Here is a 22,841-nt window from a genome sequence, read left to right on the forward strand (position 1 = left end):
TGGGAGGCGCCGCGACGCTGGCAGATGGGCCCATTTCGCGGCGTCCTCTTGGCACGTGGCTAGCCTGCTAGACCGAGATAGCTGGATATGACAGTCGGGTCCTCGAGAAGCGCTTGGGCAGGTCCCTCCTTGGCCAGCCGCCCGTTCTCGAGGACATATCCGTACGAGGCGCACTGGAGTGCGGCGCGGGCGTTCTGCTCGACGAGCAGGATGCCAACCCCTCGATTCTTGAGGTTGGTGATGATAGTGAAGATCTCTCTGACCACCAGCGGCGCAAGGCCCAGGCTCGGCTCGTCCAGCATGAGAACGGATGGCTTTGCCATCAGAGCTCTTCCGATCGCCAGCATTTGTCGTTCGCCTCCTGACAATGTCCCGGCCAACTGGTCTCGTCGTTCAAGAAGCCGAGGAAACAACCCGTAGACCTCGTCGAGAGTGTGCTTCCACGTCCGGTCTCGGCTGCGGTGCCGGAGGTAGGCGCCCAAAATCAGATTGTCCGAAATGCTCATGTTCGAGAACAGTTCTCGCTTCTCGGGCACCAGGCAGAGGGATCGTCCGACACGCTCCTCCACTGGCCCGGTCATCACGGTCCCGGCCATGCGCGTCGTTCCGCTGACGGTATCCAGAACGCCCATGATCGAGTTGAGGAGAGTGGTCTTTCCTGCTCCGTTGGGACCGATAACTGTCACGATCTGGCCGGCATCAACCCTGAGGGTGACGGACTGCAGCGCCTCGACCTTTCCATACCGGGCGCCCAACGCATCGACTTCAAGCAAGGCCTCGTTGGATTTGTGCACGCTCGTCATACCGCCGCTCCCAGATATGCCTCGATCACGGCAGGATTGGTTCGGATCGCTTCCGGCGTGCCTTGCGCAATGAGGGTTCCAAACTCCATCACGATGATTCGGTCGGCCAGGCCCATCACGAAGTCCATGTCGTGCTCCACGAGCAGGACTGTGACACCCTCTTGGCGCAACTGCCGCAGCAGAACTGCCAGGGCCTGCTTCTCGAGGTGCCGAAGGCCCGCTGCAGGTTCGTCCAGGAGCAACAGGACAGGATCGCAGCACAGCGCCCGTGCGATCTCGACGATGCGCTGCTGTCCCAAGGCCAGGCTGGCGGCCTCAAGATGAGCGAAGGGACCCAGACCGACACGCTCGATCTGGCGCAACGCCTCGGCTCGCAGCCCTGCTTCCTCCGCACCGTTCAGCTTTAGGACGCTCCTCAGCGTACCCGCCTGTCCGCGTGTATATGCACCAATCAGCACGCTGTCCAGGACCGTCATGCCGGGAAGCAGGCGAACGTGCTGGAATGTTCTAGCCATTCCCCGCCGCGCGACCGCCCGTGCGCCGAGGTGTTGGACGGGGGCAGGCGCTTCGTCCGTGGCCGCGAAGGTGATCTCCCCAGATGTCAAGTCGAGCACGCGCGAGATGAGGTTGAACGACGTGCTCTTGCCCGCACCATTGGGCCCGATCAGCGCCACGACTTCTCCCGCCATGACCTGGAAGCTGAGATCGTTGACCGCCACCAGACCACCGAATGCACGCCGGACCTTGTTCAGTTCGAGCAACAGGCTGCCCCGCGCAGGCATGGCGCGGTGGGGGAGCTTAGGCTGAGGCAATGCCACGGGCAACTCGATCGGCTGCGAAGCCGCGTATCTTGCGAGCACGCTGCGGAATGGTCTGGTCAGTAGCGGCCAGATCCCTTGCGGCGCGCGGTGCAGGAGCACGATAAGAAGCGCGCCGAACACGACGATCTCGGCATTGCCGGCTTGTCCGAGCAGCTTTGGAAGTGCACGCTGCAAGACATCCTTCAATTCCGTAAGCGCAATCGCGCCCGCGATCGCCCCCCAGACGTAGCCCGCGCCACCGATCACTGCCATGAAGAGAAACTCGATGCCGGCGTTCAAGTTGAATGGAGTGGGGTTTACGCCTCGTTGCTGAAGGGCGTAGAGCCAACCGGCGACCGCAGCGAACATCGAGGCGGTGAGGAACGCCACCATCTTGTAGCGAGCTGTGTTGATGCCGCATGACTCCGCCATGACGACGCCGCCGTTCAAAGAGCGCAACGCGCGTCCGGGCCGAGAATCGAGGAGGTTCAGAGTGGCGGCGATGGCAAGAGCAAGGAAGATCCAGATCAGGAAGAACATGGATCGCGAACTCTCGAACACGAACCCGAACGCTGCGATTGTCGGCATGCCGATGATGCCGTCCGATCTGCCCAGGGCCTCGATGTTGCCAAAGAGATAGTAGAGCGACAGCGCCCAAGCGATGGTTGCGAGTGGGAGATAGTGTCCGGACAGGCGAAGCGTGATCGCGCCGATCAGGGCGGCCGCACTCATCGTCACGGCAATAGCCGCGAGCAATGAAAGCCAAGGAGAGACCTGCCAATGGACCGTCAGAATCGCGGAGGTGTAGGCGCCGATTCCGACGAAGGCTGCCTGACCGAAGGATGTGAGGCCGGCGACTCCAGTCAGCAGGGTAAGGCCGAGAGTGGCCAGTGCAGCGATGCCGATGTAATTGGCCTGAGTGAACCAGAAGCTTTGCAGTGGCAATACACCCCAGAGCAGAATGGCAGCAGCGAAGATCAGAATGCCGGCATGCTTGCCCAGCGAAAGGACCGAGCGCCGTTGCACCGTGTAGATGGTGCTCATGCTTCCTCCTCGATGTGACCGCTTAGCGATCGCCACAGCAAAACCGGAACGATGAGGGTGAATACGATCACCTCCTTGTATTCGCTTGCCACGAACGAGCCCCATGCTTCGACCAAGCCGACGAAGACCGCACCGGCCGCCGCGAGCGGGTAGCTCGCCAACGCCCCCACGATCGCGCCGACGAAGCCCTTCAGGCCGATGAGAAAGCCGGAGTCGTAGTAGATCGTCGTAAGCGGTGCAATCAGCGTTCCGGAAAGGGCGCCGATCCCGGCGGCCAAGGCAAATGCCGTCTTCCCAGACTGCGTCGGACTAATACCCACGAGACGCGATCCAAGGCGATTAAATGCCGCAGCACGAAGAGCCTTGCCTTGCATGGTGAAGCTAAAGAACACCCACAACAGCCCAATCAAAAGGGCGCATACGGCCATCGCGAGCAAACTTTGGGCCGAGACCGTCAGGGTGCCGAGCTGCCAGCGTGCGTCCAGGAGGGGCGTTGTGCGAACTCCTTCGGGTCCGAACATCTGCAGGCCAAGGCCGAGCAGGCAGAAATGAATGGCGACGGCGACGATAAGCAACGTTAGAACGGATGCGTTGGCAATCGGAGCGACCGCGAGCCGATATATCCACGGACCCATCGGTGTCACGATCGCGAGCGTCAACGCCATCTGAACGACAGTCGGTGCTTTCGCCCAAGGAACGCTTGACGCGACGATCAGAAGAACGACCGGAAGCCCGACCGTCATGGCACAACGGGAGGCGAACTGCTTCCAGCGCCGATTGACCGGCGCACTTCGCAGCAACTCGAAGGCGTCAAGTGCGAAGACTGAGAGGCCGAGGCCTATGAGCAACAGTGTGGTTGCCGGGACAGCGCCCGTTTGAAGCGCCGCGAGGGTGAAGGCACCGAACGCAACGAATTCACCCTGCGGAATCAGGATCACGCGTGTGACTGAGAAGACCAGTACGACTGCCAGTGCAAGCAGCGCATACACGGCGCCGCTGGTGAGGCCATCCTGGATCAGGACGAGAGCAATGGAGGTATCCATGTCAGACCGCGCCCGCTGCCGCAACGTCGTAGCGTGGAGAGCCCGATGGAGCAGATGGCCTGCACGGCCAGAACCGGAGCTTGCGGTCGAAGCGCGATCGGTGGGCGCTTCGCTCGGCCGGCAATGAGCCGGCTCTGGCCGACTCGCTTGATGATTTCATCATTATGTCTCCTAGGTTGACCGATTTCTGCCGGCCTGTGGCCTAGCTTAGGAGCGGAGTTGATATGGATCAACGGCATGGAACACATGTTGAAGATGAGCGCGGCGCATGTGACGAGGCCGCCTTCTTCTGCTTGAGGCATTTGCGACGGACGACAAGACGGCATGCGTCCTTGACGGACGTGGATCGGGATCCGAGACTGAAATGAGCGTCTTCAAGCAAGTGCGGGCGTTGCGCACGTTGAAGCCGAACTGATTCCTGACCGTTGCAAGCTATGTTTCGGTCCCTAGCGTTCAGCAAGCCGCCAAGGCCTCGCCCTGTTGCCCGCGCGCTGCCCAATCTGTTCACGCAGAAACGAACAGCCCTGAATCCTTCATTCGCATGCGATAGGGGCCCGGGGCATCCCGAGAAGCGTCCAGTACGTCCTGGTCAAACATCCATCTTGATCCCGGCCTTGGCTGCAACGGCGCGGTAGCGGGGAATCTCTTCCGAGACCAGCCGGTCGAAGTCTAGTGCCTGAATGCCGCGGACATCGAGCCCGAACTGCCGCAGATCCTTGATCTGGTCCGGAAGAGCCATCGCCTCACGCAACGCACTTTTGACGCGTGAGATCGCGTTTGAAGGCGCATCCCTGCGCGTGACCAGTGCGACCCATGTCACGAAGTTGAATCCTGGAACCGCTGATTCGGCGATCGTGGGCACCTCGGGCAGGCTCTCATCCCGCGTCGATGACGTTACTGCGAGACATCGGATCGTTCCGGAGCGCAGCTGGGGAAGCGCCGCGGCGATAGTGTCGAATGCGACGCCGACCTGACCTCCGAGTAGTGCTTGCATGGCGGGTGCACTTCCGCGATATGGGACATGAAGCATGTCCACTTTTGCATCGTGTTTGAAAAGCTCGCCAGCGAAATGGGAAACGCTACCTTGACCGAAAGAGGCATACGCGAGTTCACCTGGACGTCGCGCCGCTTCGGTCACCAGGTCGCTCATGGACCGAATGGAAGAACTCGACTTGACCAAGATCGCGAGCGGCGAAGTCCCCAGAATGCCCAGGCCAGCAAAGCTGGACGCAGGGTCATAGGGCAGCGACGCGCGCAGCGCCGGATTGATGGTGAAGACGCTGTTCGAACTGAGAAGAAGCGTTTGCCCGTCTGGGGGGGCCTGAAGAAGCGCGGAGGTTCCAATGAGCCCTGCAGCTCCGCCTCTGTTGTCGATGACTACGGGTGCGCCTAGTTTGTCGCCAAGATGACGCCCGACTGAGCGGGCGATCATGTCCGTGCCGCCCCCGGCAGGGAACGGAACAACCATGGTGTAAGGCTTGGCTTGGGCATTTGCGAACCTGGCAAGTGCCGAAGATGCGACCGCTACCAGGACTTGACGCCGAGAAGCCGCGGCGAAGGGCAGTGCGGATACGTCTAGCCTATTCATCGCGTGTGCCAGCTTTGCGCGCGGCGCTCAGTGCCATCTGTAGTAGAGCCAATGAGCCGATCTGGTTGGCAAGGAGCAGAACGAGACGTGCGTTCATTGCGTGGCTTTGCTCGGTGCTCAAACCACGATGCGCGTCGATCAGCGCTTCGTAGAATTCGTCGGGGGACTCAAGATTCAGTTCGGAGGTCAGTTTCATCTTTGGAGGCTTCAGGGATGGACTGCCAGCGCGCGGAGCATCGCTTCCTGGACTGCTCTCGCGTCAGGCGAACGCCAGCGAGCGCATACATGTTGATCTGGGCGTAACAAATAGGCGGTGTTAGGCTCCCCGTCGAAGCGTCGTGAGAGGTGACCTTCAGCATCTTGCAGTGTCAGGACACCGTCAAAATGCCGGGTCCCAACTAACAGGACCAGCAAAGGGGCAAGTCCCTCCGAAGTCGCCTGCACCTCACGGATCAACTTCGACGCGTCCGGCCCATCGAACAGAAGAAGGGTGAACGAGGTGGAGGCAAGCTGCCGCAAGAACCAGGTGTGGCGCCCGTTTAAGAGGACTGGCGCATCTGCGGCCGCTGCTCCCGGCCGCATGACCGGAGGAAAAGCATCACCATCCGTGGTGTTAAGTTCGGACTTGTCGACGATGCAGGGGACGGAGAGCCGTCCGCTATTGACGAGGCGCCTTGCAAAGGCATGATCGCGCGCAAGCAATAGTGTGGAGTCGCGAAACAATCGACTGATCTCGCTCTTCGGCGTGATGAAATCCGTCGCGCGCGTGGAGTTGGATATGTTCTCATCGGCTGCTTGGACGCGTTCGGTGTCATAGCTGCCAAGTATCTCGGGCGACGCCTTGCCGTGCAGGACGTACGCCAGCTTCCACGCCAGGTTCTCAGCGTCCTGGACTCCGGAATTGGCGCCTCGCGCCCCAAAGGGCGAAACGCCGTGCGCTGAATCGCCCGCGAAGAATACCCGTCCTTGGCGGAATCGTTCCATGCGCATGCAGGAGAATGTGTAGACGCTCGCCCATTCAAGTTCGAAGTCGGCATCCTTCATGGCCGTGTGTGCCAAGAGGGCACGCACTCGCGGCAGAATGTTCTCCGGACGCTTCTCGATCTCGGGATCTGCGTCCCATCCCAACTGAAAGTCAATTCGCCAGACGTCGTCGGGCTGCTTGTGAAGCAGCACACTCTGATTAGGATGAAAGGGGGGATCGAACCAGAACCACCGCTCGGCCGGGAAATCGGCCTTCATCTTCACATCGGCGATGAGGAATCGGTCTTTGAAGGTTTGGCCATGACTTTCTTGGCCGCACAATCGGCGCATCGTTGACCGCGAGCCGTCGCACGCGGCAACGTACATCGCTTCAAGAGCGTAGCTTCCGTCCGGGGTTTCTACAGTGAGTTCAACGTGATCATCGTACTGCACAAGCCCTGTGACAGCGCTCTTCCAGCGCAGGTCAATCAGCGGCAGTTCGTGTGCTCGCTCAGCTAGGAAGCCTTCCACGTAGTATTGCTGCAAATTAATGAAGGCAGGTCGCTCATGTCCTGTTTCTGGCAGCAGGTCAAATCGATAGACCATCTCGTCTTGGAGGAACACTTTCCCGACGCTCCAGGAAACACCCTTATCGACCATGCGGTCGCCACACCCGAGGCGATCAAAAATCTCCAAGGTCCTCTTTGCGAAACAGATCGCTCGCGAGCCCGTGGAAAGCCTGTCATCGTTGTCGAGAAGGACGACGGCCACGCCTTGCTGCGCCAAGTCAATTGCGAGCGAGAGGCCGATCGGGCCGGCACCGACCACTACCACGGGATAGCGCACGGGCAGAGGTGCGTCGTGGTCGGCGCTCCGACGGTAGGCGAAGACGGTGTTTTGGTAGTCGGTGGTGGTCATGGAGATGTCTCTGCTGATTCAGCCCTCAAGCGCGGCCCACATTTCGCGGTCGCGTTCGGCGGTCCAAATGCGCGGATCTCGGTGCTGCGTAACTTCGTCGAAGGCACGCGTCACGTCGAAGGGGAGGCAGTGATCGAAGATGACCCAGTGCCCGTACTTGGGCTTAAGCGCCGCGTAGGCATCCTTGTAGATCGCGTTCAAGTCCTTGCCCGCTGCCACGCCGACCCTTACCGCGTTGTGCAAGTCAGAGATGAAGCTCCGCGTGCCGGCCAAGCCCTGCATCACTTGATCGGGCGTGGTGAGGGCCGCGCCGCGTCCGGGAACCAGCGCGACCGGCTTCAGGGCGGAGATGTTGTCTAGCGTGTGCGGCCAGTCTTCAAAGTAGGCGTCGCCTGCGTACGGGGTGGCATCAAACTCCACCAAGTCGCCTGAGAAGAGGATTTTCTGTTGCGGCAGCCAGGCAACCGTGTCGCCCTTGGTGTGGCCGCGTCCCAGTTGGATAAGCTGCACTTCCAGCTTGCCTAGCCAGATCGACATCCTTCCCTCAAATGTCATGGTGGGCCAAGTGAGGCCTGCGGGAACGGATTCGACAGACTGGAACAATCGAGGGAAGCGACCGATCTCGCTCGCCTTGTCCTGCTCACCACGTTCTACGATCAAGTCATAGGTGTCGCGGCTCGCGACGATGTGCTCAGGCTTGTAACCCGAAGCGCCCAGCACGCGCACTGCGTGGTAGTGACTGAGGACCACGTACTTGATGGGCTTGTCGGTCACCTCGCGGATTCGGCGGATCACGTCTTGCGCCATCACCGGGGTGGCCTGAGTGTCAATGACCATTACCGCGTCGTCGCCAATGATGATGCCAGTGTTGGGGTCGCCCTCGGCCGTGTAGGCGTACGCGTTATCCGAAAGTTTGGTGAAGCTGACCGGCTTCTCTTCGAGGTCAGCGTGGGAGGCGAAAACTTTGTTCATGATCGTGTGTAGATGTTCATTGGGACTGCTGGGATTCGAAAACGGCTAGACGGCGTGTGTTGCGTGCGGAGTTCCGCCTTGAGGCTGTAGCGGTGGCGGTCGTAAGAAAGGGGACTCGTCGCTAGAAGGGGGCAGGTGATCCAGTTCAGCGGGCGAAGTCCCATTGAAGGAGGAGCGCCTGCCTACGACATGCTCGCGGTCGAATTTGTGTACTTGTTCTTATGGACCTATTCATAGATCCAACACCAACTCTTCGTCTAGCGCGCGAGAGACGCAAAGGATGATGGTCTTGTTCGCCTTGCGTTCCTCGTCACTCAATACGAAGTCGCGATGATCGGCCTCGCCGGCCAATAACGGGGTCTCACATGTGCGGCATAGGCCTTCGCGGCACGAGAAGGGCAACTCAATCCCGTGGTCTTCGAGCGTCTGAAGGATCGAGCAGCCAGTTGGCACCGTCAGGGTGGTTCCTTGGCGGCTCAGCTTCACTCGGAACGAACCGTCCGCAGCTGCGTTGGTTGGAGCGCCATCGGCTGTGAATCTCTCGAAATGCACGGAGCTTGAAGGACGGTCTGCGGCTGCGAGTCCCACTGCTTCCATCAACGAGGCGGGACCGCAACAATAGATGTGCGCCGCATGCGGGACTGAGTGCAGGAAGTGGGCAAGGTCAGCAGGGCCTGCCTGCTCCTCGTCGACGTGCAAGTGCACTCGGTCGAAGTGCGGCGCCAGGCGCCAAAGATAGGCTGCCCGAGAGCGCGTTCGTGTGCAGTAAAGAAGCCGCCAGCGCTGACCGGCGGACTTGCATTCTTCGATCATGCTCATGATCGGTGTGATGCCGATGCCCCCAGCGATGAAGACATGCTCCTCTGCTTGGGGGTGGAGCCCGAACAGGGACCGCGGCGGACTGATCTGTAGCTCGTCACCCGCGCGAAGACGTTCGTGCACGTGCCTTGACCCGCCACGGGAATCGAGCGCCAAGCCTACCCCGAGGCGGTAGCTCTCTGGTTCGTGGGGACCATTGGTGATGGAGTACTGTCGGCATAGGCCCCCTGGTAGATGCACATCTACATGGGCGCCTGCAGTGAAGGGGGGAAGAGGGCCGCCCGCGGCGGCGCGCAGTTCGATGCCCAGCACCCCGTCTGCCTCGTGAGTGAGGCCTGTGACAACGACATTGAGCATGATCAGGAGGGCTGGCGATGCAGTGTGATGGGCTGTACGGTGCCCCCTGATGCAGCGGCTTCGGCGGCCTCCTGCTCGAGGCGACGCGCCACGACCCACCGGAACTGCGACAGAGCCGAATCCATGGCGAAGGGCAACATCTTGAACTCAGGGTCCAGCGCGAGATTCTTCTGTTGGCCCGTGATGATTGCTCTGTCCTCCTCGAAGGCAGTCACGACATTCTGGTGTATTGACTTCGTCACTTCCGGCTTGTCGATGGCGAAGTTGTGGGGATGCGAGAAGAAGTAGTGCGTAGAGTTTTCGGTTTCGGGCGTAATCGCTTGGCACCCCCGAAACTCGACTGCATCGATTCGGCGACCTTCCGGCGCGCCAGTGCCGGCGGGCGCGTTACCTGAGTCCATGAGGAGGACGGCGGGGATCGTGAAGTTGTAGATGTTCCAGCGGTCTACTTTTCCTGTCCAATCCTTCACGGCTTTCACGAACGGAGGCGGTTCGGTATTCAACGCCCAGCGCGTAATCCGGACACCGTTCTCAAGCCGCTCGACCTTGGGAGGATGCTCGGCGTAGTCCACCCCGCCACCGAGAGTAGTTGGATGTACGAACGGGAGATGCGAGAAATCCAGTAGGTTGTCGCAGATGAGGAGATAGTTGACGTCGTAATGGATGTAGCCATCCAGTCCTCGCCAGTCTGGATGGTCAAGCCACGGCGTCTCAGGAATCAGCTCAGGATCAGCCTTTGAAGGGTCGCCCATCCATATCCAGACCCACCGGTGCTGCTGGACGACAGGAAAAGTCCGAACCTTGGCCTGGGGGGGGATTCGAGCCTGCGCGGGCGCTTCGATGCATTGGCCGCTCGAATCGAATTTAAGACCGTGGTACATGCAACGAACGCAATCGCCCTCGCGCTTGCCCACAGAGAGCGGTGCTCCTCGATGGCAACAACGATCTTCCATGGCAACCAGTTTGCCATCGGAGGTACGGTACATGAGGATAGGGACGCCGATGATCGTGCGTGCAAATAGCCCGTCCGTCTGGACTTCGTTGTCCCATGCCGCGACGTACCAGGTGTTCTTTATAAACATTGCTTGTCTCCTGTGAAGCCCGGCTTGCGCGCGGGCGAGCAATAACGATACGATCAGACTCGCAATGAGTCAATCTCATGGCGCTCATATCAAGAATGAACAGTGTTCATTTATCACGCACCCGAACTTTAAGTGCCTCTATGCCGACAAACGATGCCCGTCTCAAGCACCTGGACCTCAATCTCCTGACGATCTTTGACGCGCTGTTGCGCGAGCAGAGCGTCACACGCGCGGCCGAGGGAGTGGGAGTCACTCAAAGCGCCATCAGTCACGCCTTGAACAGGCTGCGGGAATTTTTCGACGACCCGTTGTTTGTGAAGGCACCCGAGGGCATGGTTCCTACCCGAAAGGCAGAAGCGTTGAAACCCGCCGTTGTAGACGTTGTCGCGGCCATCAGGCAGCGCATCCTGTCTGAGGCGGCATTCGATCCGACCACCTCGCGCAGAACGTTTACGCTTTGCATGACGGACATGGGCGAGCTCGTATTCCTGCCCCCGTTGCTCAACCAATTCCGAGTTCTCGCTCCAAACTGTCGCGTTCGAACTTTGCAGGTTCCATCGGAGCAGATTGAAGGACTGCTTTCCTCCGGAGAGGCAGATCTCGCCCTCGGCTCGATCCGAACCGCGCCCGAAGGACTGTATCGGCAGCTTTTGTTCATGCACTCGTTGGTGACGATCGTGAGTGCCCGCAACAGAAGCGTTGGGCAGCGGCTGACGATGGAGCAATTCGAGCAGATGCCGCATGTGGTCGTATCGCTCGCCGGGAGGCCCGGCGATCCCTACGACAGCGCGCTTGAGGAGCAGGGCATCAAGCGAACGATATTCCTGGCGACGCCTCACTTTTTGACCGTGCCGTTGCTGTTGGAGCAGGAGCCCGACCTGATCGCCACCGTTCCCCTCGAACTGGCTAACGTCTTTCAACGCTACGGCACTGTGCGAGTCGTTCAGGCACCCGTGGAGTTGGCGCCCTACGCTCTTAATCAGCATTGGCATCCTCGCTTTCACCACGATCCTGCAGTAGTCTGGATTCGGGAGCTGGTGAAGCGAACTTTTGAAGACTACCCCGACCACCGGCGCAAACGATGAATCTCGAAAATCTCGCCGCAGTGCGCCGCTGCCTGTCACGGCCGCATGGGAATTACAGCGAGCGAGGAGGTCGCGTTCGCGATGAGGCGCGAGCGCTCGGCGTCAAAAAGCCGGGCCTCTGCGAAGGCAATCTGCCGTCCCACCCTGTCGACTCGCGCGACGGCGAAAAAATGACCCTGCTGGCCCGCGCTCTGCATGTTCACGGTCAGGCTGATGGTCGAGCATGTGTGGCCCGGTTTCAGTTGGGCCAGCACTGCCATAGCCATCGCCAAGTCCAGCATGTTGGCCAAGGTTCCCCCGCCCACCACGCCATTGCCCTGAGTGGAGCCTTGCGGAGCAGTGAATCTGAAGACGAGTTCGCCACGTTCACTTTCTACCAGCAGGGCCGACATACTGGCCAGTGCGGGATTGATGTCCAGCGGAACGTTCCTACCTCCCGCTGCCGTCGCGTCTGCCATGAAGGCACGGGTGGGATTGTCTAAAGCCAAATTGGGTTCCGACATCGCGCTGCAATCCTGACTTAACCCAACAGCGTTGTGCGGGCGTTGTCGGGCGTGGCGACTTGGTACCCGAGGTCTTCGATGATCCGAGCGGCCTTGGCAACGAGTTCCGCGTTGTCGCGAGCGAGCTTTCCCGGAGATACGTACAGGTTGTCCTCGAGGCCCACCCGTACGTGGCCGCCGAGGATGGAAGCCAGCGCGACCATCGGAAACTGGTCTGGGCCGACGCCAAAGGCGCTCCAATGAGCGCTTGGCGGTAGCAGCCGCTGCATTTCGGCCAAGACCGTTGGCGTGGCAGGTGCGCCCCATGGGACAGACATGCACAGCTGGAAGTAGGCGCTCTTCGGAATAGCGCCGGTGGCGATGAGGTGACTTGCCAGACGGGCATGGCCGAAGTCGAACACCTCTAGCTCCATGGTGACACCGGATGCGTGAATCTCCGCCGCCATTTCGCGCAGGTGGTTGGCTGGATTGACGAAAACCGCATCGCCAAAGCTCATGGTGGCGACGTCCAAACTGCAGATGTCCGGCTTGAGGCTGACGACGTGTGCAACCCGTTCGCTCGGCGTCATCAATTCGGCGTTGGGGATCGGCTCCACTCGAAACGGTGCATCGGTGGGTACCGTCAGCATCGTTCCTGGCCCGGTCGTAAGGTTGATCAGTACATCGCAGCGGGAGGCGCGAATGCGCTGGACAACTTCCTCGTAGTAGCCGAACTTGGTGGATGCCTTCCCGGTCGCTGGATCTCTCACGTGGATGTGGACGATGGACGCACCGGCGTTGGCGGCGTCGATGGCCTGGGCCGCAATTTCCTGAGGCGACGCGGGAACTGCGGGATTCTTCGCCCGCGTGTCCGCGGCACCGGTCAAGGCGCAGGAGATGATGACGGGAAGACGCTTGCTCATGTGATGACTGCCAGGGGTTGAGAAGTGGGTGGGCCAGAGCAGTAGAGGACTGCGCGTACCCGGTATATGTGATACGAGTCGTATCGAATAAACTATAAGGCGCTTCTGCACGCAAGTCAATTGCTGAAGCCTGTCAATCTCTCTTCCTCATCATAGGGTAAACACCGAACCAAACGCGTAGAAACGAGACGTACAGTATCGCAATTGTCCACCCCTAGGAGTCGAAGTGAAACTCGGAAGATTTGTGTTGCAGGGGCTCGATGGCCCGGTTCAACGTATCTGTTTGGTGCAGCCAGAGCAATCTCGCGTGATCGACCTGCGCGCTGCGGAGGTCCTGAGGCAGCAGTCGCGCGGAGCGAGTCGCGAAGCCGCGCTGCGGTACGCTTCAGCCGTTTTCCCCCAAAGCATGTCCGCGGCGATTGCTCTTGGAGAGGAATTCCTGGAGACGGCCCACGAAGCTGCAACCCGGCACGGGGACGATGCCTCGACGCCAATGGAAGGTCTGCAGTGGGCTGCCGCTTGCGATCCCTCCGTCGTGCGCGACGGTCTGACCTTTGTGAAGCACATTCGGCAGTTTCATGAGCGTATGAAGCTGACGCCTGCGCCGGCGTTGCTGCAGGTGCCTGGGTACTTCAAGGGCTCACCATGGACGGTGATCGGCCACGAAGCCGAGGTGCCGTGGCCGGCTCGTGCCGAGAACATGGACTACGAACTGGAGATTGGGTGGGTCATGGGCCGTACCGCCCACAACATCACCCCCGACACCGCACGCTCGCATCTGTTCGGCGTAACGATCTTCAATGACTTCTCGGCGCGCGACCTGCAGGCAAACGAGTTCGCGATCGGGATGGGCCCTACCAAGAGCAAGGACTTTGCTTATGGCATCGGCCCGTGGATCACGACGATCGATGAATTCCCTGACCTCAACCGCATCCGGATGTCCGTTCGAGTGAATGGCGAGACGTGGGGCGAGGGTGACAGCTCGGAAATGCTCTGGAGCGTCGAGGAACTGATCGCGTACGTGTCGCTGGGTGACCATGTGCAGCCGGGCGATGTGATCGGTTCTGGGACGATGGGAAATGGCTCGGCGCTCGAGCTCGGCCGCAGCCTCAACCCCGGCGACGTCGTTGAACTGGAGGTCGCAGGCGTGGGCGTGCTACGCAATCGCATGGGCACTCGCGAGCAAGACACCTGGTGGCCGACCCCGCGCAAGCCCTTCATGTAAGTAGCTCGTGATGACGTTCTCCCTCGGGACCTTTTCGAGCGCTGGTGGCGAGCGCTTTGCCGCCATGTGCATCGACAATCGCGTGCTCCCCTTGCGTGCGCTGCACGAGGCGGCAGTCGGCTGCGGAGCCGAATGGTCTGCGAACGCTTCAGTTCTGGAACTGCTCCAGGACTGGGACCGCAACTTGGTTGCGCTGCGCGCGCTGAGGAAGGGCGTCCCCGCCCAGGATCCATGCGAACTGCCCATATCGGAGCTGCGGGTTCATCCCCCTGTGGATTTGCCGCGGCAGGTTCTTTGCACTGGCGCTAACTACCGCAAGCACGTTGTCGACCTCACGCTGGACATGGGGGTAGGACCGCAAGGGCTCGAGGGACCGGCGCTGCGCAAGTGGGCGGAAGACATGATGGACGAACGGGCGGCGCACGGGGAACCATACGTCTTCCCGAAGTTGCCTTCGGCCATTACGGGAGCCTTCGATCCCGTGGTGCTTCCTGCGACCACCCTCAAGCCCGATTGGGAACTGGAGCTCGCCGTCATCATTGGCCGTCCGGCGCGCCACGTCCCCCGCGAGCGCGCGCTGGACTACGTCGCCGGCTATTCGATCGTGAACGATGTGTCCGCGCGCGACCTTATCGCGCGCACGGACTACAAGATGCTTGGGACCGACTGGCTCAGATCCAAGTCCGCCCCGAGTTTTATGCCATTCGGCCCTGTGCTCGTGCCTTCGTGCTTCGTGCCGAACGCGCAGGACTTGCGCATCACGCTGAAGCTGAACGGCAGGATCATGCAAGACGAATCGACGGCCGACATGCTGTTTGACGTAGCGCAACAGATTGAATACATCACCGCGCATGTTCAGCTGTGGCCTGGTGATGTCATTGCGACAGGGTCCCCTGCTGGGAACGGGACTCACTACAACCGCTTCCTCCGTGATGGAGATGTCATGGAGTCGACCATCGAAGGTCTAGGCAGCCAACGCAACTTGTGCGTTGGGCCCCATACGTCGAACCGGGCGTAGTCGCGAGAATCACGTAAGCCATTCGAAAACTAATCAAAGGAACCTAGGTGTGAATACTGAAGCAACGATCGAAAAAGAACGAGAGAAGGCTCCCGCACATCTGCGACCGGTTCGCCGCATTGTCACCGGCGAGAACGAGCTAGGAAGATCCGTCTTCGTATCTGATGGACCGGCGCCGAACCGCACAACGAATCCGAATACCCCGCTCGCTCACGTGCTGTGGGTGACGGGCGAAGCGGCAGCGCCTGGACCCGATCCGGCTCCCGCTGGGCAAGCGTTTGCTTTCCATTCCGAGGGGGGGTCCCTGCTGCGCGTCGTCGACTTTCCGCCCGACGAAGCCTACGAGCCGGAGAAACTGGCGCAGTTCCTCGACGAACACGGGGTGCGCGACAAAGGCGACTCCCGCCACTTCTGGTTCCACAAGACGCAGTCGCTGGATTATGCAATCGTCTTGGAAGGCGAGATCCATGCCCTTATGGACGAGGGAGAAACGCTCATGCGCGCCGGCGATATCTTGATCCAGCGGGCTACCAACCATAGTTGGGCAAACCGATCTGGCAAGCCCTGCCGCATGGCCTTCGTCCTGCTGGATCTGAATCTCGGCGCCGAAGCCAGTTCTAAATGAAGATGCAACGTTTCCGCTCCTCCATAGTTGCGGCGCTCCTGGCAGTGGTAAGCATGGCTGCGTCCGCGCAGACCCGCGTCGTCACGCTTGGTACGGTGGGCGGGCCGGTGCTGTCACTTGAGCGCGCTCAGCCCGCCAATGCTGTCATCGTTGCCGACAGAATCTATCTGGTGGATGCTGGGAACGGCGTTGGTCGCCAACTTCTGGCGGCTGGCCTGGATGTGAGAAGGGTGGACAACATCTTCATCACTCACAACCATGATGATCACAATGCCGACTGGGGAACTCTCATGGGGCTCGCCTGGAGCACTGGGCGTCGTGCGGACATTCATGTGTGGGGGCCAGCGGGTACTGAACGCATGCTCAGCGGTTTTCTAAACTATTTCGGACCGAACGCCCGGATCCGGATGGCTGATTCCAAGGGCCTTCGTCGACCTGAGGACATGTTCAAGGCTCACGACATCAAAGGTTCCGGTCTCGTTTTCAAGGACGACGTTGTCACCGTCACGGCCGTGGAAAACTGTCACTTCCATCCGGATCCGGCAGGCGGCCAGCGCGGAGACGACAAGTCATTTGCATTCCGCTTCCAGACCCCGGACCGGGTGATCGTCTTCAGTGGCGACACCGGCAGGTGTCCGGCTATGACAGAGCTTGCTCGCGGCGCGGACATCCTGTTCCATGAAGTCGTGGACCTGCCATCCATCGAACAGTTGTTGCAGCGGGAGCTTCCGCCGGTACTTGCACAGGGCCTCTACCAGCACATGGTGCAAGACCACACCACGGCCGAAGATGTTGGTCGAATGGCTCGGGATGCCGGCGTCAAGGAGGTCGTGCTGACGCATCTGATACCCGGGCGTGAGGAGCCAGATTCGATTTTCATCGAAGGCGTGCGAAAGCACTTCCAAGGGCCTGTGAGGGTTGCTCGCGACTTGATGGCGTTTTAGCGTTGACAATCACCTCACCCAAAGCGGAGAGGCGGCATTTTTCATGGCAGGATAACGCTTGTATGGCAAGGCACCCAGATAATGAAGCCTACGAAATAGCCACCGGGATTTCCGTGCCTACCAAAACCACTCCCCAAGGGACCGCAGCGACGGCTCGTCGCCGCTCCGCCGCAGCGAAACTGGCCGCCGCACCGGGTCTTTCCGCGCCCCGCGCGCGGTCGCCCGGACGCGCGCGCAGCGATGCGTCGCGCACTGCCATCCTGGAGGCCACGCTGAAGCTTCTGGAGACCACGCCCGTGCAGCAGATCTCGATCGAGTCGATCGCACGCGAGGCGGGAGTTGGCAAGGCGACCATCTACAGGTGGTGGAGCTCGAAGGCCGCGGTGGTCATCGAAGCATTTCTGCACACCCACGTGAGTCACACGCCCATGCCAAGGGTCGAGAGCCCGCGAGAGGCTCTCACGCGCCATGTTCACCTGCTCATCGAAGAGTACGGCGGCTGGTCAGGGCGCATCGTTTCGCAGATCATGGCCGAGGGGCAGAGCGACCCCGATGTGCTGCGCGAGTTCCGCGAACGCTTTTGGTACGGTCGGCGAGCGGTTGTTCGCGAAGTGCTCGAGGAAGCGCGCCGCCGGGGCGAAATCCGTAGCGATCAGGATTCGGAGTTGCAGATGGACATTCTCTACGCGCCGATCTATTTTCGCTTGCTCATGCGGCATCTGCCATTGGACAAGAAGTTCGCTGATGAGCACTGCGCCGCAATCATGCTGATGCTGGCTCCCACCACCGTCGATGCTGCTGTAGTGCCAGCCAAGAAGCGCAGGCTCGCTTGAGCTGCCGCGCGCGGCGGCGCTTGCACGTCGCGCCTCCCGGCAGGCAGTGGCCTTTGAAGTCGAATACAAGGCTGACGAACTGTCTGCGCCTATGGGGCAAAGGGCAAAGCTGCGGCCCCGGTTTTCGACCTTCCCGCCTGACCGGCCCCGCACTCTGGCAGCGGTCGCCTCTAGGCCGCGTTGAAAATTTGCGCCAGTCTGGAGCGCCGGGTTGGGCCTGGAAGTGCACGTCGACGCAGGGTCGGCACGTTCGCTCCAATACGACAACTCATTCTGCGCGGATGTGCTTGGTACGGATGACGTCGGCCCATCGCTGCTGTTCCATCGCCCAGAGGTCCCGCAGTTCTCTCGGGCTGGTGGCCGAGGGTTCGGCGCCGCTTTTGGCGAAGAACTCGCGCATGTCCGGTTGGTCGAGAACTTTTCCCAGCGCCGCGTGAAGCTGAGAAGTGATAACGGGCGGCATGCCCGCAGGGCCAGCCAGGCCGACCCAGAAATCTGCGGGAGCATCGAGCACGCCTTCTTCAAGAAGCGTCGGCACTACCGGGAGCAAGGAAGATCTCTGCGCTGAGAGGACTGCCAGCGGCTTCACCTTGCCGGCCTTGATCCAGGCCATAGAGGTCGTCAGGTCCCCGACCGCCAACTGCACCTCGTCACTGACAAGTGCCTGCAGCATGGGCGCGCCGCCCTTGTAGGCTATGTGGGTGATCTGAATGCCAGTGCGATCCTTGATCAATTCCGTCACGAGATGGGGTGCGCTTCCGATACCCGGTGTGCCATAGTTCAGCTTGTCCGGGCGCTGCTGGGCATACGCCACGAACTCCTTGAAGCTGCCCACGGGAACACTTTGGCTCACCAGTAGCACGACCGTCATGCGCATGAAGCCGCCAATCGCCGTGAAGTCCTTGACGCCGTCGAACGGCGGCTTGGGCACGAGGAGCGGGCCGGTGATCTGCGTCGAGAGCGTCGACATAACGAGTGAATAGCCATCTGGCGGCGCTTGCTGGACCAAGGCTGTTCCCAGCGTTCCGGCCGCGCCAGGGCGGTTCTCGACGACGATCGGTTGCCCGAGTTCGCGGGCGAGGCTGTTGGCAAGCGCCCGCGCGGCGAAGTCCGTCGGGCCTCCAGGCGGAATCGGGGCGATCAGGTGGATGGGGCGCGTCGGATAGGTGCCGTCCCGTCGTGTCTGCGTGTGGCCCACCGTTGCAGCCATGCAGGCGGCGGCCAACAGAATCGAGCGCCGGGAATGAAAAAGCGCCGGGTCGCGCGGGCTCGTGCGGAGCCGATTCGCTCCGCTATCGGGCGAAGGTGTCATGGAATCTGTCTCCTGTCTGGCGATTGGCCGGTTGTTGTTTGGCAAGGCTTGGCTTCACATCTCTGCGAACGTCTCGCGGAGCCAGTCCGCGATGTAGTCCCGGGCCACCGTTCCGTTGTCGGCGCCGAAGTGCTCCACTTCGAGGTCGTCCTTCGTCGTGATGAAAAGTTCCCGCTTGGGGCTGTTCGTGGCCGCGTCGTAGGACTGCCGCGCGTAATCGACGGGAATCTGCCGATCTCCGGCAGCGTGGGTGATAAGGAAGGGGACGCGAATCTTCTCGACAACGCCGGCGAGATTCATACTGGGCGCCCATGCCATGAACTCATCGATCGACGTCTTGCCGAAAGCCCACATCACGTGTTCCCAGTAGTGAGGCACGGGTCGATCTCCTTCTCGGGCCAGACGGCGCTTCTGCATCTCGCCCCAGTTGCCATTCGCCCCTAACACCGCGCACAGCTTGTAGCGCGGATCCATTGCTACGGCACGCGGGGCGAAATAGCCGCCAAGCGAGCCACCGACCATGCCGATACGGGCGTGGTCGACATCGCTGCGTGTGAGGAGGTAGTCGTAGGCCGGCGTCGCCCAGGCTTCCGAGTCATGGCGACCCGGCAGCTTGAACCTGCGGAGGGCTTCGCCGGAGCCCGGTTGGTCCACGAGCAGAGTCGAGATTCCGCGGAGCGCGAACGCTTGAGCCAAGCCGACCAGCCAGGCCTGCTCCTTCATCGAATCGAGACCGTTGCAACAGACAACGCAGGGCCTTGGGCGTCCGTCGACCTCGCGCGGCGCCTTGACGAACAGCGCCGGGAATTGCCGCCCCTCGTATGGGATCTCCACGAACTCGGTGTCGTCCTGCTGTAGTTCCAGTCCGAGGCGGAAATATCGCAGGCCTTCGTCATAGGCCCTGCGCCGCGGTTCGTAGTTACGGCTTTGCATGCGCTCGGCAGCGAGCAGGTACCCCGAAGCTCGCTGGAGCTTGATGCCGGCCGAGAGGCGGCGTCCCTTCGCCAGGTCGCGTTCCGCCATCGCGATGACCTTGTTGGCGACCGCGATCCACGAGTCGAAGAGAAGGGCGCTGTTGGCGTCTTCGTTGCGGCCCGCCGCTTCGCGTATGGGGCGGCAGGCTTCGTCCAACTCGCCATGGTTGCCGCCCGCCATCAGCGCGAGGTTGACAGACAGGTTCCAGACGTAGTTGCCGGGAAAAGGCTCGAACATTTCGGGTGCTCTTCTCTTTCAGCCATCCATGCGGATACCGGCCGCGCGAAACATGACGCCGTCGATGTCCGCGGCGTCTCGTGCCAGGCGGGCGAACTGCTTCTGGTCCATGGCCGCGGAGACGTTGAACGCCTGGTGCAACCGTGCCTGCAGCGCCGGGGACGTGGCGCACTCGCGCAAGGCATTCGCCATCGCGGTGACGGCTTCCGGCGGCGTTCCACGGGCGGCGAACATTCCGCACCACACGGGATTCTGGAAGCCCGCCACACCGAGTTCGGTAAGAGTCGGCACGTTCGGGTAAAAGGGCGAACGAGGGTGCCCGCGCACCGCAAGAGGCACCAAGGTTCCGTTGTCGATGAACTGTTTGCAGATGGCGGCGGGTCCCAGAGTGAACGTTGTCTGGCCGGCGACAACGGCCTGGACGGAGGGCAGGCCTCCTGGGTAGGGCACATGCAAGAGGTTCGCCCCCCATTCCTTGGCGAGGTGGACCGCCAGAAGGTGCGCGTCGGTCCCGATCCCGTAGGAGGCAAAGGAGTATTGGGAGGAGTCAGCTTGGACGCGCTTGCGCATGTCTTCAAAGCTGGTGATACCCGACTTGGCACTCGCAACCAGCACCAGTTGCTCGAAGGTGAGCGGGCCGACGGGCACCAGGTCCGCTTGCGGGTCGAAAGGCACCTTTGACAAGAGCACCGGCAAATACATCGTCAAGGGAATGCTCACGAGGAATGTGTAGCCATCGTGCGGTGCGGCGAGGACGGATTGCGTGCCTACGATGGTGGACCCGCCCGGACGGTTCTCCACCACCACTGGCACGCGCAGAAGCTCACGCAGGCGGTCTGCAAAGATGCGCGCCGAGTTGTCGACGCTGCCCCCGGCGGGGAAGACGACGACGAGCCGCACCGGTCTCGAGGGCCATTCAGCTGCGGCTACGCCGACCCCGGTGGCGCCTAGCGCTGCGGCCGAAGCCGCTTGGACGAGGAATCTGCGCCGGTCCTGCAGTCGCGAGGAAGAGTTGTGCATGGGTGTCTCCAATGGTTCGAATAGTTGGGAATCACGCAGCGATCGCTGAACTGCGCTGTGCGCGCGCGTGTGTCTCGGCCGGGCTTTCTGTCCGGGCGGGCATACGGGTCGGTGTGGCATTGCCGAGAAGGAGGTCGGCAGCCTTTTCGGCGATCATCATCACGGACGCGTTCGTGTTGCCGCTGATCAGCGTCGGATAGATCGAGGCATCCGCGATGCGCAGGCGCTCGACGCCTCGCACGCGCAACTGCGTATCGACGACCGACTGCGCGTCGGGGCCCATGCGGCACGAACCTCCGGGGTGGTACACCGAGAATGCATTGCGCCTTGCATACTCCGCCCAGTCGTCATCCGTCCGCACGTCGTGGCCGGGATCCGTCTCCCGGTGCTGCAGGTCCGAAAAGGCCGCTGAGTTCAGGATGTTGCGGGCGATCTTGAGGCCCCGAACGATTGTTCGCAGGTCGCGCTCGTCTTGAAGGAATCCGGGATCAATGAGCGGAGCATCGCGGGGATCCGTTCCGCCGAGTACGACGCTTCCCTCGCTGAATGGCTGGAGCACGGTGGCGAGGACCGCGCAACCGTGCCCCGTAGGTACGATGCGGCCGGCGGGCGGACGGCGGAAGGCATTCAAGACGATGTGCACGTCCGGACCGGCAATGCCGTCCTGACTGCGAACGAACCCGGCCGCTTCGAACAAGTTGCTGGCCAGGGGGCCGCGGCGCCATAGCGCATACTCGAGCAAGTTCCACGCGCAGCGCGGCAGCGCGCGCAGCGACAACGCATAAGACAGCGTCGCCGGGCTACTGACCTGAACGAACGCCGACACGTGGTCGCGCAGGTGCTTGCCCACGTCGACGGAGTGCGCGACAGGTGCGATGCCCAGCGCCCGCAATTCTTCACCCGGGCCGACTCCCGAGCGCAACAGAACCTGCGGCGTGTTGTATGCGCCGGCGCACAGCACCACCTCGCGCCGTGCGCGCAGGATCTTCAGGGCACCCCCAGACTCGGCTTCGACGCCGACCGCGCGGCGCGATTCGAACACGATCCGGTGCGTCAACGCGCCGGTCACGATTGCGAGGTTGTTGCGACCACGCACCGGCTCGAGGAATGCGGTGGACGCCGTCTCGCGGCGGCCGGCTCGGATGGTGAGTTGGCGTGCCCCGAACCCTTCGGGTGCTGCTACATTGAAGTCGTTGCATCGCGGATAGCCGAGCGAATCCGCAGCGTGCAGGAATCTCGGTACCAGCGGATTGAGCTGCGCGAGCGAACTGATCGCCAGCGGCCCGCCCTTGTGGTGCAGGCGGCTCTCGGGCCAGTCAAAGTTGTCCTCGGAGCGCAGGAAGTAGGGCAGGACCTCGTCATACCCCCAGCCCTCGTTGCCAAGGCGGCGCCACTCGTCGTAGTCCGTCGCCGGTCCGCGGAAGTAGACCATGCCGTTGATGGCACTCGTTCCGCCGAGCACCCGGCCGCGCGCCAGATTGATGCGTCGCCCGTGCAGGCCAGGCTGTGGGACGGACGAATAGCTCCATCCGAGGTCAGGAGCCATGTGCGCGAAGCCGACGGCGCCCGGCACCTGAATGCGCAGGGCGTCGCCCCGACCGCCGGCTTCGAGCAGGCAGACCGTCACCGCCGGGTCTTCCGACAGGCGCGAAGCGAGGGTGCAGCCCGCCGTTCCGCCCCCGACGATGATGTAGTCGAACTCCCCATCGAGCGGCAGCGCCGAAGCGAGGCCGGACATAACTGGTTGGTTGGAGCTGGGGCGCAAGATGGGAC

General features: G+C 61.6%; 21 protein-coding genes. 6 read left to right on the plus strand and 15 right to left on the minus strand.

The window, feature by feature from the left end; genetic code table 11:
- Nucleotides 1-59: 59 nt before the first annotated feature.
- The 9 genes from AC1D2O_RS19465 to AC1D2O_RS19505 form a co-directional block, all read right to left on the minus strand.
- Nucleotides 60-803 carry an ABC transporter ATP-binding protein gene (locus tag AC1D2O_RS19465; RefSeq protein ID WP_477650577.1) on the minus strand — a complete coding sequence of 248 codons (744 nt, stop codon included), beginning with the start codon at nucleotides 801-803 and terminating at the stop codon, nucleotides 60-62.
- Entirely contained in the window at nucleotides 800-2,647 is a 1,848-nt protein-coding gene (locus AC1D2O_RS19470; protein WP_478157746.1) for a branched-chain amino acid ABC transporter ATP-binding protein/permease, read from the minus strand. Before AC1D2O_RS19470 ends, AC1D2O_RS19465 begins: the two co-directional genes overlap by 4 nt.
- On the minus strand, nucleotides 2,644-3,690 hold the full coding sequence (locus AC1D2O_RS19475; RefSeq protein WP_478157747.1) for a branched-chain amino acid ABC transporter permease: 1,047 nt from the start codon (nucleotides 3,688-3,690) through the stop codon (nucleotides 2,644-2,646). Before AC1D2O_RS19475 ends, AC1D2O_RS19470 begins: the two co-directional genes overlap by 4 nt.
- Before the next feature lie 589 nt (nucleotides 3,691-4,279).
- A complete protein-coding gene (locus AC1D2O_RS19480) occupies nucleotides 4,280-5,158 on the minus strand; it encodes a Bug family tripartite tricarboxylate transporter substrate binding protein (RefSeq protein WP_478157748.1) in 879 nt (292 codons plus the stop codon).
- Nucleotides 5,159-5,270: 112 nt separating this feature from the next.
- Complete coding sequence (locus AC1D2O_RS19485) at nucleotides 5,271-5,474, minus strand: DUF2783 domain-containing protein (protein ID WP_478157749.1); 204 nt, start codon at nucleotides 5,472-5,474, stop codon at nucleotides 5,271-5,273.
- Nucleotides 5,475-5,485: 11 nt separating this feature from the next.
- Nucleotides 5,486-7,159: an FAD-dependent oxidoreductase gene (locus AC1D2O_RS19490; RefSeq protein ID WP_478157750.1), complete on the minus strand. Its 1,674-nt coding sequence runs from the start codon at nucleotides 7,157-7,159 to the stop codon at nucleotides 5,486-5,488.
- An 18-nt stretch (nucleotides 7,160-7,177) separates the two neighbouring features.
- Entirely contained in the window at nucleotides 7,178-8,131 is a 954-nt protein-coding gene (locus AC1D2O_RS19495) for an MBL fold metallo-hydrolase (protein ID WP_478157751.1), read from the minus strand.
- 231 nt (nucleotides 8,132-8,362) lie between these two features.
- Nucleotides 8,363-9,307 carry a PDR/VanB family oxidoreductase gene (locus AC1D2O_RS19500; RefSeq protein WP_477650617.1) on the minus strand — a complete coding sequence of 315 codons (945 nt, stop codon included), beginning with the start codon at nucleotides 9,305-9,307 and terminating at the stop codon, nucleotides 8,363-8,365.
- Between the two features lie 2 nt (nucleotides 9,308-9,309).
- Entirely contained in the window at nucleotides 9,310-10,389 is a 1,080-nt protein-coding gene (locus tag AC1D2O_RS19505; RefSeq protein ID WP_478157752.1) for an aromatic ring-hydroxylating dioxygenase subunit alpha, read from the minus strand.
- A 77-nt stretch (nucleotides 10,390-10,466) separates the two neighbouring features.
- On the opposite strand from AC1D2O_RS19505, the gene AC1D2O_RS19510 reads away from it, so the two are divergent.
- Nucleotides 10,467-11,474, plus strand: a complete 1,008-nt coding sequence (locus AC1D2O_RS19510; RefSeq protein WP_478157753.1) for a LysR family transcriptional regulator — start codon at nucleotides 10,467-10,469, stop codon at nucleotides 11,472-11,474.
- A gap of 35 nt (nucleotides 11,475-11,509) precedes the next feature.
- On the opposite strand, the gene AC1D2O_RS19515 is transcribed toward AC1D2O_RS19510, so the two are convergent.
- A complete protein-coding gene (locus AC1D2O_RS19515) occupies nucleotides 11,510-11,977 on the minus strand; it encodes a PaaI family thioesterase (protein ID WP_478157754.1) in 468 nt (155 codons plus the stop codon).
- 17 nt (nucleotides 11,978-11,994) lie between these two features.
- Nucleotides 11,995-12,879, minus strand: coding sequence for a beta-keto acid cleavage family enzyme (locus AC1D2O_RS19520; protein ID WP_477650805.1), 885 nt, complete (start codon nucleotides 12,877-12,879; stop codon nucleotides 11,995-11,997).
- A gap of 226 nt (nucleotides 12,880-13,105) precedes the next feature.
- Between AC1D2O_RS19520 and AC1D2O_RS19525 the strand changes: the two genes are divergently transcribed.
- The 5 genes from AC1D2O_RS19525 (at nucleotide 13,106) to AC1D2O_RS19545 (ending at nucleotide 17,524) form a co-directional block, all read left to right on the plus strand.
- Entirely contained in the window at nucleotides 13,106-14,104 is a 999-nt protein-coding gene (locus tag AC1D2O_RS19525) for a fumarylacetoacetate hydrolase family protein (protein WP_478157755.1), read from the plus strand.
- Nucleotides 14,105-14,114: 10 nt separating this feature from the next.
- Nucleotides 14,115-15,122 (plus strand): fumarylacetoacetate hydrolase family protein, encoded by a 1,008-nt coding sequence (locus AC1D2O_RS19530; RefSeq protein ID WP_477650456.1) that lies wholly within the window; start codon nucleotides 14,115-14,117, stop codon nucleotides 15,120-15,122.
- A 49-nt stretch (nucleotides 15,123-15,171) separates the two neighbouring features.
- Entirely contained in the window at nucleotides 15,172-15,747 is a 576-nt protein-coding gene (locus tag AC1D2O_RS19535) for a cupin domain-containing protein (RefSeq protein ID WP_477650457.1), read from the plus strand.
- Nucleotides 15,744-16,691 carry an MBL fold metallo-hydrolase gene (locus tag AC1D2O_RS19540; RefSeq protein ID WP_477650458.1) on the plus strand — a complete coding sequence of 316 codons (948 nt, stop codon included), beginning with the start codon at nucleotides 15,744-15,746 and terminating at the stop codon, nucleotides 16,689-16,691. Before AC1D2O_RS19535 ends, AC1D2O_RS19540 begins: the two co-directional genes overlap by 4 nt.
- Before the next feature lie 62 nt (nucleotides 16,692-16,753).
- A complete protein-coding gene (locus AC1D2O_RS19545; protein WP_478157756.1) occupies nucleotides 16,754-17,524 on the plus strand; it encodes a TetR/AcrR family transcriptional regulator in 771 nt (256 codons plus the stop codon).
- Between the two features lie 268 nt (nucleotides 17,525-17,792).
- On the opposite strand, the gene AC1D2O_RS19550 is transcribed toward AC1D2O_RS19545, so the two are convergent.
- From AC1D2O_RS19550 to AC1D2O_RS19565, 4 genes are read right to left on the minus strand one after another with little or no spacing between them, the layout of a single operon-like run.
- Nucleotides 17,793-18,836: a Bug family tripartite tricarboxylate transporter substrate binding protein gene (locus AC1D2O_RS19550; RefSeq protein WP_478157757.1), complete on the minus strand. Its 1,044-nt coding sequence runs from the start codon at nucleotides 18,834-18,836 to the stop codon at nucleotides 17,793-17,795.
- Between the two features lie 54 nt (nucleotides 18,837-18,890).
- Nucleotides 18,891-20,048, minus strand: coding sequence for an alpha/beta hydrolase family protein (locus tag AC1D2O_RS19555; protein WP_478091910.1), 1,158 nt, complete (start codon nucleotides 20,046-20,048; stop codon nucleotides 18,891-18,893).
- Nucleotides 20,049-20,066: 18 nt separating this feature from the next.
- A complete protein-coding gene (locus AC1D2O_RS19560) occupies nucleotides 20,067-21,068 on the minus strand; it encodes a Bug family tripartite tricarboxylate transporter substrate binding protein (RefSeq protein ID WP_478157758.1) in 1,002 nt (333 codons plus the stop codon).
- Between the two features lie 31 nt (nucleotides 21,069-21,099).
- Nucleotides 21,100-22,806 (minus strand): GMC family oxidoreductase, encoded by a 1,707-nt coding sequence (locus AC1D2O_RS19565; protein ID WP_478091914.1) that lies wholly within the window; start codon nucleotides 22,804-22,806, stop codon nucleotides 21,100-21,102.
- Nucleotides 22,807-22,841: the final 35 nt, after the last annotated feature.

This window comes from Variovorax sp. P1_G12 (assembly GCF_056405555.1).